This window comes from Clostridium sp. (assembly GCF_032552055.1).
Lineage (GTDB): Bacteria > Bacillota > Clostridia > Clostridiales > Clostridiaceae > Clostridium.
This window is the reverse complement of record NZ_JAWGSV010000090.1, coordinates 1-11,391: the sequence shown is the minus strand read 5'-3', so window position 1 is coordinate 11,391 and position 11,391 is coordinate 1. Positions and strand designations below refer to the sequence as shown.

Genomic DNA, 11,391 nt, shown 5'->3' with positions numbered 1-11,391 from the left:
ATTCATATGATACTAATCAATAAGGATTTATTGTTAAACAATATGGGTTGTGTTAGAATATAATAGATAATAAACTAAAGAGGTGCTTATTATGAAAAAAAGATCAACACTATTTTTAAAAATAGCTTTATTTTTTATAGGTAGCCCAATTGTAGCGTTATGTATAGTTGGATTGCCTTGGATAACTAAAGAAACAATGGGGCAATACCCTTGGATAGATTATTTAAAGTATCCAATTTTAATAGGGTTATACGGAACAGCTATAGCATTTTTTGCAATACTATATCAAGCTTTTAAGCTTTTAACTTATATTGATAAAGGGGATGCTTTCTCTAAACTATCTGTAAAAGCATTAAAAAATATAAAATATAGTGCAGTATCAATTAGCACTATATATGTATTGCTATCACCACTTCTATACATAATAGCTGAAATGGACGATGCTCCAGGAATTATATTAATTGTGTTAGTATTTATTTTTGCTTCAGCTGTTATTTCAGTATTTGCTGCCCTTCTCCAAAAGCTTCTTCAAGAGGCTATTGATATAAAATCAGAAAATGATTTAACAATTTGAGGTGAAGTGATATGGCAATTATAGTAAATGTTGACGTGATGTTAGCAAAGAGAAAAATGAGTGTAACAGAACTTTCTGAAAGAGTTGGTATAACAATGGCTAATCTTTCTATATTGAAAAATGGAAAAGCAAAGGCAGTTAGATTTTCTACTTTAGAAGCTATTTGTAAGGCATTAGATTGTCAACCAGGAGATATTCTAGAATATAGAGAAGATTAATAATGTATAATGTAGAATTTATAATGGAGAATTGATGAAAAAACTCCTGATGGAGTTTTGAGGACTTCTGAGAAAATAGTCTGTTTTTATGATTAGATAAGTAGTTACTTTAATTTAAGCTTCTTAATGGGTAAAATAAGTAAAATACAACTATTATACAAAATAAGTATCACATTTAATAACTTCAATTATGATTGAGGGGAATAATGAGATACTTATTTTTTATTTTGTAGAGAGTACTAGATGGTATTAAGTTAATAAATATAAAGATAAAACTAGTTTGATTTTCATGGAATATACTAATATAGATATGATTTTTATATTAATATTGAATATTCTTCCCTCTATAATCTTCAATATTAGGATTTAATACAATTTATACTATAATTAACAAAGTATCAATATATTACATATTAGATAACTTTTATAGTAAATCTAATAGAATAATACTGGTAAAAATATGGAAGTGATAAAAAAAGTGGCTTTCTAAAACGAAATTTCAAAATATTTTAAAAATATTGAAATAAATTACAATAGGTGATAATATAATATAAAGAGTATTTCAGATGAGACATTATAGAAAATATTGGGAGGGAGAAACTATGGTAGATAATATGGAAGTAATAATTTTTGAAATAATCAGTCAAGGTGGAACTGCAAAAGGACTAGCTTATGAAGCTTTGGAAGCGGCTGAAAATGAAAATTTTGAAAAGGCTCAGGAATTATTAAAAGAAGCAGATGATTGTTTAAAGGAAGCTCATAAGATACAAACAGATATAATTCAAGCTGAGGCAAGAGGAGAAAAAACTGAAGTATCAGTATTATTTGTACATGCTCAAGATCATTTAATGACTGCGATAGAAGCAAAAACATTAATTGAGCATATAATTAAACTTCATAAGAAGTTAGCAGAAAGACAATAAAGTTAATTAAAGGAGGTATTAAGTTTTATGAAGAAAGTTTCTTCAGTAAGTGAATTGCGAGCGAAAAGGACAGACTATAATATACCAACCTTTGGATTTAAAAGTGCTTTAGTAATTTTACTTGGAGCAATAACTGGAACTATTATTTTTCCATTGTTCTTAAGTATATTTGGAGTAAGTTTTAATTTTAGTATAATGATTGGAAATACTTTCGTAACGAGTTTTGCAATAGCTTATGCAAGATATTTTATTGAGACTAAAAAGGGAAAATGTAAAGGCTTTTGGTTAAGCTATTTATTTTTTGGAGTTTCCTTTGGTATAATGTCCTACTTATGGAAATATTTAAATTTTTTTCTTTAATTACAACGTAAACGTTTATATAAAATTATATTAAATTTTTGGAGGTATTAATATGAAGGTATTATTTGTTTGTTCTCAAGGTATGTCTAGTGCTATAGCTGTAAACGCTTTAAAGAAAGAAGCTGAAAAGCAAGGCGTAGAAATGGAAGTTAAAGCTGTAAGCACACAAGAATTTGAAGAAGAAGTCAAAGGTGGATACGACGTAGCAATGGTAGCACCACAAATTAGACATCGTTTCGATTATTTAAAGGAGTATGCAGATGGAGCTAAAGTCCCATGTGCATTAATTCAACCTCAAGCGTATAGTCCTTTAGGTGGACCAAAGCTATTTAAACAAGTTAAAGAACTTGCAGAAAGTAAATAAGCTTATGTAAGTTTCGATATAATTACAATTTATTTTAATAGTATTATTTAAAGGGGGAATTTAAATCATGAATAGTTTTGCTGATTTCTTAGACAAGAAATTATCAACGCCTATGGCAAAACTCGCAGAGCAACGTCATTTACGTGCTGTGCGAGACGGTATTATAGCTACATTACCATTAATTATTGTTGGGTCATTTTTCTTAATAATTGCGAACCCACCAATACCAGAAAGCTGGGGAATTTATAAAACCCTAAAAGCTAATGCTGCAACTATATTATTACCTTATAGAATGACAATGTATATTATGACCATTTATGCTTGTTGGGGTATAGGCTATAGTTTAGCTAGATCCTACAAGTTAGATGGAGTTACTGGAGGAACATTATCAGCAGCAGCATTTTTCTTAACTCTTGTTCCAAAGAGTGTAGGCGCTTTAGCTCCTGAATTAATGGAAATAATTAATGGAAATCCAGACTTATTAAAATGGTACCAAGGTGTACCACAAGGATTCCAAATGCCTATGGGAAACATGGGTGGAGGCGGAATGTTCGTTGGTATTATAGTATCAATACTAGCAGTTGAAATATTTAGATTTACGAATAGAAGTGGATTTAAGATTTCAATGCCTGAACAAGTTCCAGCATCTGTTGCAAGAAGCTTTGAAGCTTTAACACCAGCAGCAATTATAATTTTATTAGTAGGTTCAATAACATATTACTTTAATTTCGATTGGCATGGATTTATAGGAAAATTAGTAGCGCCACTTGTATCTGCAAGTGATACTTTGCCTAGTGTTTGGATATTGGCAATTTTACAAGATTTCTTCTGGTCTTTTGGTATTCATGGTGCATCAGTTGTTGGATCTATTGCAAGGCCAGTATGGTTAGTTTTATTAGAACAAAATTCAGCTGCAGCAGCTGCTGGAACTAGTTTACCAGCAATAGCAGCAGAACCTTTCTTCCAATGGTTCTTATATATAGGGGGTTCAGGATGTACTATAGGTTTAATTTTAGCTTTAACATTCTTTGGTAAGTCTACTTATGGTAAGCAAATAGGTAGAGCTGCTTTAGTACCAGGTATATTTAATATAAATGAGCCAATAGTGTTTGGGGCTCCAATAGTATTAAATCCAACATTAATTATACCATTTATAATTACTCCATTAGTAACAGGTACCTTAGCATGGTTTGCTACTTCAGCAGGATTAGTCAATAGAGTACAATTACTTGCACCTTGGACATTACCAGGACCAATTGGAGCTTATATGGCTACAGGAGGAGACTGGAGGGCATTTGTATTAAATATAATTTGTATATTAATATCAATAGCAATGTACTATCCATTTGTTAGAATTTATGATAATAAATTATTAGTAGAAGAAAAAGGTGAAACTTTAGCTGAAAATTTAGTTGGAAGTGGAAGCAAAAATCTATAATATAAAAAATTAAAAAAGTGGTGAAGCAATTCACCACTTTATTTTAAAATATGAGGTGAATTTTATGGGAAAGCTAGGAATTTCAATTTATCCAGAAAAGACTACTGATGAAGAAATATTTAATTACATAGATACTGCAGGTAAATATGGTTTTAGTAGAATATTTTCTTGCTTACTTTCAGTAGATGATACTAGAGAAAATATAAAAAATAAATTCAAGAAGATAAATGATTATGCAAAAGAAAAAGGATTTGAAATCATAGTTGATGTAAGTCCTAGAGTATTTGATGAATTAGGTATTAGTTATAAGGATTTAAGCTTTTTTAAAGAAATTGGAGCTGATGGCTTAAGATTAGATATGGGCTTTACAGGATCTGAAGAGGCCTTAATGACTTATAATGATGATAATCTTAAAATCGAAATTAATATGAGTAGTAATACTAATTATATAGATACAATAATAGATTATATACCAAACAAGGATAATCTTATAGCTTGCCACAATTTCTATCCACATAGATATAGTGGATTAAATTTTGATCATTTTATGAGATGTACTGAAAGATTTAATAAATATGGACTTAGGACTGCTGCATTTATAACTTGTCAAAATGAAAATACTTTTGGGCCTTGGCCAGTAACAGATGGGTTGCCAACTCTAGAGCTTCATAGAAATCTACCCGTTGAAGTACAAGCTAAGCATCTTATAGCCTTAGGAAATATAAATGATATTATAATTTCTAATTGTTATCCAAGTGAAGATGAAATGAAGAAGCTAGGTTCTATGAGAAAAGATATGGTTACTTTTGATTTACAACTTGTAGATGGAGTTCCTGAAATAGAGCAAAAAATATTATTTGAAGAAAAGCATTTTAATAGAGGTGATTTTTCAGATAACATAGTTAGATCTACTCAAAGTAGGGTTAAGTATAAAGGTCATAATTTTAAATTATTTAATGCTCCAGAAATAATAAAAAGAGGAGATGTAGTAATTGAAAGTAGCGAATATGGACATTATGCTGGAGAACTACAAATTGCATTAAGTGATATGAAAAATAGTGGAAAGTCAAATGTTGTAGGTCATATTAAGAAAGAGGAAATATTTATACTAGATTATATTAAACCATGGCAAAAATTTAATTTTAACTTAGTTAAATAGGGAGGTATTTATGTACTTTTTAGGTGTTGATGGTGGTGGAACTAAAACCTGTTTTACCTTAATTAATGAGAAAGGAAAAGTTATAAGCAAAGTTATTAAAGGGTCTTCCCACCCTACTCAAATAGGATTTGGGAACTTGGAAAAGCTTCTTAAAGAAGGATTAGAGGAAACAATAAATAATAGTAATATATCTAAAAAGGATATTGAAAGGGTACATTTAGGACTTGCTGGATATGGAATTGTGAAAGAGATTGCAGATAAGATAGCAGAAGTGGTGGACAGAGTTTTAAGTGGGATTAATTATAATCTAAGCAGTGATGTGAGAGTTGCAATAGCTGGTGCCTTAGCAGGAGAAGATGGAATTAATATAGTAGCTGGAACAGGATCTATAGCATTAGCATTAAAAAATGAGGAAGTTATTAGATGTGGGGGCTGGGGATATTCTGTAGGAGATGAAGCTTCTGCATATTGGATAGGAAAGAAAACTATAGAGTTATTTAGTAAAGAAAGTGATGGACGCATAGAAAAGGGATCATTATATGAGATGATAAAAACTAGTTTAGGTTTAACTAGGGATGCTGAAATAATTTCGTATGTAAATGATAAGATAAAAGGAGACAGAATTGAGATAGCAAAGCTTGCTAAGTTATCTTCAGAAGCAGCTAAGTTAGGAGATGAAGGAGCGATAGCTATATTTAACGAAGCGGCTGTTGAACTTGGAGAAATGATTAAAGCCTTATTAAAAAATTATAGTAATGATCTGGTTAGAGTCTCATATTCAGGCGGAGTATTTAAAAGTGGAGATTTAATACTTAATCCATTAAATAATATGTTAAAAGGATATAATGTTGAATTAGTGGAACCAATATTATCACCAGATCTTGGAGCATGCTTACTTGCTTTTGAGGCTTCTAATAATATAATTAGTGATAGTTTTATAAACAATTTATCTTTAAATAAAAATTGAAAGTTATGTTTTTAGTAAAACTAGATGTCCATAGGGATATCTAGTTTTATTTTGTATTTAAGATTTATTTCTATAATTATTAGGGGACATATTGTAACGTTCTTCGAATTTTTTATAGAAAAAGTTTTGGTTAGTTATTCCTACTTTTTCAGCTATAGCGTGTATTGGGAGATTAGTATTTCTTAAGTAAGAGCAAGCTATATTTAACCTTTGAATCAATTTAATTTCATTGAATGTTTTTCCAGTTTTCTTCTTAATTAGATAAGATACATATTTAGGATGATATCCAAAAGTATTAGCTATATCGCCAATTTTACAGTCAACATAATTCTTTTCTATATAATGAAGGATATCCATTAATACTTTAGATGAGTCTTCTGATATTTGGATTAATTGATTTCCTCCATTTGTATGATAAATACGAAGTAGTTCCATAAATATTATTACAAGATATGATTGTATTATTTCTTTACTATATATTTGTTTATCATAGTATTCGATTAAAAAAGTGTTGAATAAATCTATTATTTTTTTTGATTTTTCTGTTTGAAAAATTAAATAGTGATTATGATTTTTTGTATCTGATAAGGATTTTATTATGAAATTAGCCATTACACTTTGCTCTCCTATACGATTAATTAAACTATCAGAGAAAAAATCATTACTCATACTAATATTTATTACTATATCATTCTCACCAGTTTTCATTTTAGCGCGTACTACATCTTTATCAAAAATGCAAACATCACCTTCATGTAGTGTAATATATTCATCATTAATAAGATAGGTACATTCTCCAGAATATATGTAGTTCATATTTATGTTTGTATGAACATAAAAAGGTACTAAAGTATATCTTGAATCCTTTCGAATCAATATTTCTTTTTCAGCTAGTTTATTTAGACTAAAGCAAAAAACTTCTTTTCCATTAATAATTTTTTTATCCATAGAGGAATAGCTTGGTGAAATACTACCTTGATTATCTAAATAAAATTGCTCTCTTTCAGTATTTTTTCTAAGTAATTCATCTAATTCGTTAATATTCATAAATAACTCTCCTTTCATATTAAATATATCTTACTTTTTGTCAGTGTGTAAACAGTTTTGTGATATTGTTTTCAGAATAAATCATTAATATAATAAAATTGTAATTAAAAAGATATATTTAATCTAAGAGAAAATAGCTATTATACTTTTAGGACAAATAAATATTAGGAGGAAAGTATATGAATTATAAGAATTTAGCTAAAGAGATTCTTATTAATATTGGTGGAGAAAGTAACGTTAAAAGTTATACTCACTGTGCAACAAGATTACGTTTTAACTTAAATGATGAAAGTAAATTTGATCAAGATGTATTAAAGAAGATAAATGGTGTAATGGGAACTGTAATTAGTGGTGGTCAATTCCAAGTAATAATAGGAACAGATGTATCACATGTTTTTGATGAACTAAAGGTTTTATTACCAGATAATAGAATGGATGAAATATCTAAAGAAGTAATAGATGAAGATAAATCTAGATTCTCAAAAGTTTTAGATACAATATCAGGAATATTCACTCCAATTTTACCCGCTATAACTGGCGCAGCAATGATAAAAGTATTAATTATTTTATTAACAATGAGTGGATTATTACAAAAGGATACTCAGACATATCAAATATTGACTTTTGTCGGTGATACTCCATTTTATTTCTTGCCAATTATGCTGTCATATACAGCAGCAGTTAAATTTAAAATGAATCCTATGATGGGGATGTTATTAGGATTAATGTTAATTCATCCTACTTATACAAATATGGTTGCTGCAGGTGAGGGAGTTAAATTATTTGGATTTTTACCTGTAACGTTAGCAACATATACATCTACTGTTATTCCAGTAATATTAATAGTTTGGATTGCTTCTTATGTTGAAAGGTTTGCAGATAAGGTTTCACCTAAGGCAGTTAGATTCTTCTTAAAGCCTCTAATTACATTATTAGTTATGATACCTTTAGCATTCTGTGCAGTTGGACCAATAGGAACAATAGTAGGTACTTGGCTTGAATCTGTACTAAATGTAATTCAAACCCAAGCACCTTGGAGCTTACCTATAATATTTGGTATTTTATCACCAATAGTTATTATGTTCGGTATGCATTATGTAGTAACAATACCATTAGTAATGACAGCAATAAGTGCAAATGGTTTTGATATGATTGGACCTGGATTTTTAGTAGCAAATATGGGACAAGCAGGAGCAGCATTAGCAATAGCTTTAATTGCAAAGAATGTTGATTTTAAAGCTATGGCCGCATCAAGTGGAATAACAGCATTATTAGGAGTAACTGAACCAGCTATGTATGGTGTAAACCTAAAGTTAAAGAAGCCTTTTATAGCAGCTTTAATTGGCGGTGGAATTGGTGGACTAATATGTGGTATTGCAGGTGTAAAGAGAATAGTATTTGGACCTACAGGATTAACAACAATACCAATATTTATTGATCCAAATAATTCTATGAATATAGTATTTGCAGTAATTGGAGTAGTAGTAAGTTTTATAATAGCGTTTGGTGTTACTTACTATTTAGCAAAAAAAGATAAAAAAATTATGAATGAAATAGGTGAATAGATATGACAAAATTTCCAAAGGAATTTTTATGGGGAGGAGCAATATCCACTTCACAAGCTGATGGAGCATATTTAGAAGGTGGTAAGGGCTTAGACACTCAAGATTTAAGGTACTTTGACGCAGTATGGGACAAAGAAAAAAGAACAGAAAATAGAAATATTAATATGACCTCAGAAAGATTTGAGGAAGCTTTAAAGGCAACAGATATAACACATTATCCATTTAGATGGGGCATTGACTTTTATCATAGATATAAAGATGACTTAGCTTTATTTGAAGAATTAGGATTGAAGATATTCAGAACTTCAATTAACTGGGCAAGAATTTTTCCTAATGGAGATGATGAAACCCCAAATGAAGAAGGAATTCAATATTATATTGATTTATTCGATGAATGCCATAAAAGAGGTATGAAAGTTTTTGCTACAATACTTCACTATAATATACCAGTAAATTTAGTTACTAAGTATGGTGGATGGAAAAATAGAAAACTTGTTGATTTATATGTAAGATATGCAACTACACTATTCGAAAGAATAGGTAATAGAGTTGATTATTGGCTTCCATTTAATGAAATAAACTGCGCTAAGTTTAATCCTTATAATGGATGTTGTTTAATAAAGGATCAAGAAGAAGATTATGAATCAGCTATTTTCCAATGTTTACATCATCAGTTTATAGCTAATGCTTTAACTATAAAGGCAGCTCATGAAATATTACCAGGATCAATGGTTGGTGGAATGATAGCAAGATTTACAACTTACCCAGCTACATGTAAACCAGCAGATGTAATGCAAGCTGTTATAGATGAAAATTATAAGAATTATTTTTATACTGATGTAATGGCAAGAGGTAAGTATCCATCTTTTACTAAAAGGATGTTTGAAGAAAGTAATATCCAAATTGTAAAAGAGGATGGAGATGATGAAATTTTAAAAAATAATACTGTTGATTTCATTGCATTTAGTTACTATATGTCAATGGTTGCGACAACAGATAAGAATTATGAAAAAGCTAGTGGTAATTTAGTATCTGGGAATAAAAATCCATACTTAAAAGCTAGTGACTGGGGATGGCAAATAGATCCAGAGGGATTACGTATATCTTTAAATGATATGTATGATAGATATCAGTTACCAATATTCATAGCAGAGAATGGACTAGGAGCTTATGATACATTAGAAGATGGACAAATTCATGATTCTTACCGAATAGACTATTTAAAACAACATATTGAACAAATGGGAGAGGCTATAAAAGATGGTGTTGATTTATTAGGATATACGATGTGGGGAATTATTGACATTGTTTCCTGTGGAACTATTGAGATGAGCAAACGTTACGGAGTAATATATGTTGATCGTGATGAAGAAGGAAAAGGAAGTAATGATAGATTTAAGAAAGATTCTTTCTATTGGTACAAAAAGTGCATAGAAAGCAATGGAGAAATATTAGAAGATTAAATTTAAATTAAATGAAAAAAGCCAATCAAACAGATTGGCTTTTTTCATTTTATAACTGGATAGAAGAAACATATCTATAATTCCGAGGAATGAGGAATTATTTCCTTCAGATTTAGGAATATAAACAATATAGTACTGCGACTTGTAGCTTGCGGCGGAGCAAGCACTATACTATTTATACGGGCCTTATTCCATGAAATCGTAGTCTATTGTAATTACGCAGTTGTATTGCGGATGTTCATTTTTTATTGATTCTTTTATGTCATTAAGCATTTTTTCTTGTTCTTTTTTATGACTTGACATAGAAGGTGAAACCACTATATCAAAAATTAAGTTCTTAATATCTCCTTCGCCAACTATTCTAAAATCATGCATTGATTTTATTTCAGGATATCTTCTTAATACTTTTTCAACATAGTCCCAAGTTTCTTTTATTTCATCAGTTATAACGCAAATTGGGTCCATATGAATTACTAAATGTATGTTTAAATCTCTAGAAACTTCTCTTTCAGCCATATCTATTGTATTATGAATTTCCATAATATCTACATCTGAAGGTATTTCAGCATGGAGGGAAGCAATAATTCTTCCAGGTCCATAGTTATGAACTATTAAATCATGAACTCCTGAAATAAGTGGGTAAGAAAGTACCTTTTCACATATATCATTAACAAGTTCAGGGTCTGGAGCTTCTCCTAGTAGTGGATTAAGGGTTTCTTTTACTAAACCAAAACCTGCATATAAAATTGCTAAAGCAACAAATACACCTATATATCCATCTATTGGGAAGGCTGTGAATTTAGATATTAAAAATGATATTACAACTGTACTTGAAGTAAATACATCCCCTAAAGAATCTGCTGCAGCAGCTTTTAGTGCTGATGAATTTATTATATTTCCGATATATTTATTAAAAGTAGATAACCAAACTTTAAAACCTATTGATATTAGTAAAAGTATAAAAGGAATTAATTCAAAAGTTACTACTGTTGGGTTAAATATTCTCTCGATTGATGATTTTATAAATTGAACTCCAACTAGCATTACTAAAAATGCAACTATAAGTGCAGATAAATATTCAATTCTACCATGACCAAAAGGATGTTCAGCGTCAGCTGGTTTATTAGCCATTTTAAATCCTATTATTGTGATAACGGATGATCCCGCATCGGATAAATTATTAAATGCATCTGCAGATATTGCAATAGATCCAACAAACATTCCTACAAAGAATTTAATTAAGAATAATATAAAATTAATTATAATTCCTACGATTCCACCTAAGTTTCCATAATTATTACGGACTTTGGGAT

12 protein-coding genes are annotated in these 11,391 nt (G+C 29.7%); 10 read left to right on the top strand and 2 right to left on the bottom strand.

Translation table 11 applies throughout. The features are described from left to right. Positions 1 to 91: 91 nt before the first annotated feature. The 8 genes from E6248_RS07985 to E6248_RS07950 all read left to right on the top strand — a co-directional run bounded on the left by E6248_RS07985 (position 92) and on the right by E6248_RS07950 (position 6,003). Complete coding sequence (locus tag E6248_RS07985; RefSeq protein WP_316340292.1) at positions 92 to 574, top strand: DUF2975 domain-containing protein; 483 nt, start codon at positions 92 to 94, stop codon at positions 572 to 574. Between the two features lie 11 nt (positions 575 to 585). After that, positions 586 to 792, top strand: a complete 207-nt coding sequence (locus E6248_RS07980; RefSeq protein WP_136006422.1) for a helix-turn-helix transcriptional regulator — start codon at positions 586 to 588, stop codon at positions 790 to 792. Between the two features lie 602 nt (positions 793 to 1,394). Next, the gene (locus E6248_RS07975; protein WP_316340291.1) at positions 1,395 to 1,715 is read left to right on the top strand and encodes a PTS lactose/cellobiose transporter subunit IIA; all 321 of its coding nucleotides are present in this window, start codon (positions 1,395 to 1,397) and stop codon (positions 1,713 to 1,715) included. A gap of 27 nt (positions 1,716 to 1,742) precedes the next feature. Next, positions 1,743 to 2,075 carry a hypothetical protein gene (locus tag E6248_RS07970; protein ID WP_316340290.1) on the top strand — a complete coding sequence of 111 codons (333 nt, stop codon included), beginning with the start codon at positions 1,743 to 1,745 and terminating at the stop codon, positions 2,073 to 2,075. 52 nt (positions 2,076 to 2,127) lie between these two features. Further along, positions 2,128 to 2,439, top strand: coding sequence for a PTS sugar transporter subunit IIB (locus E6248_RS07965; RefSeq protein WP_316340289.1), 312 nt, complete (start codon positions 2,128 to 2,130; stop codon positions 2,437 to 2,439). Positions 2,440 to 2,506: 67 nt separating this feature from the next. Then, the gene (locus tag E6248_RS07960) at positions 2,507 to 3,877 is read left to right on the top strand and encodes a PTS sugar transporter subunit IIC (protein ID WP_396335138.1); all 1,371 of its coding nucleotides are present in this window, start codon (positions 2,507 to 2,509) and stop codon (positions 3,875 to 3,877) included. Between the two features lie 64 nt (positions 3,878 to 3,941). Beyond that, on the top strand, positions 3,942 to 5,036 hold the full coding sequence (locus E6248_RS07955; protein ID WP_316340288.1) for a MupG family TIM beta-alpha barrel fold protein: 1,095 nt from the start codon (positions 3,942 to 3,944) through the stop codon (positions 5,034 to 5,036). Between the two features lie 10 nt (positions 5,037 to 5,046). Beyond that, a complete protein-coding gene (locus tag E6248_RS07950; RefSeq protein WP_316340287.1) occupies positions 5,047 to 6,003 on the top strand; it encodes a BadF/BadG/BcrA/BcrD ATPase family protein in 957 nt (318 codons plus the stop codon). Positions 6,004 to 6,060: 57 nt separating this feature from the next. Here E6248_RS07950 and E6248_RS07945 read toward each other — a convergent pair whose 3' ends face one another. Further along, positions 6,061 to 7,050, bottom strand: a complete 990-nt coding sequence (locus tag E6248_RS07945) for an AraC family transcriptional regulator (protein ID WP_316340286.1) — start codon at positions 7,048 to 7,050, stop codon at positions 6,061 to 6,063. A gap of 179 nt (positions 7,051 to 7,229) precedes the next feature. Between E6248_RS07945 and E6248_RS07940 the strand changes: the two genes are divergently transcribed. Both E6248_RS07940 and E6248_RS07935 read left to right on the top strand, forming a co-directional pair. Further along, positions 7,230 to 8,615 carry a PTS transporter subunit EIIC gene (locus E6248_RS07940; RefSeq protein ID WP_316340285.1) on the top strand — a complete coding sequence of 462 codons (1,386 nt, stop codon included), beginning with the start codon at positions 7,230 to 7,232 and terminating at the stop codon, positions 8,613 to 8,615. A gap of 2 nt (positions 8,616 to 8,617) precedes the next feature. After that, positions 8,618 to 10,078: a family 1 glycosylhydrolase gene (locus E6248_RS07935; protein ID WP_316340284.1), complete on the top strand. Its 1,461-nt coding sequence runs from the start codon at positions 8,618 to 8,620 to the stop codon at positions 10,076 to 10,078. Between the two features lie 186 nt (positions 10,079 to 10,264). Here E6248_RS07935 and E6248_RS07930 read toward each other — a convergent pair. Next, the coding region (locus E6248_RS07930) for a cation diffusion facilitator family transporter (protein ID WP_316340283.1) at positions 10,265 to 11,391 on the bottom strand (1,127 nt) is incomplete at its 5' end.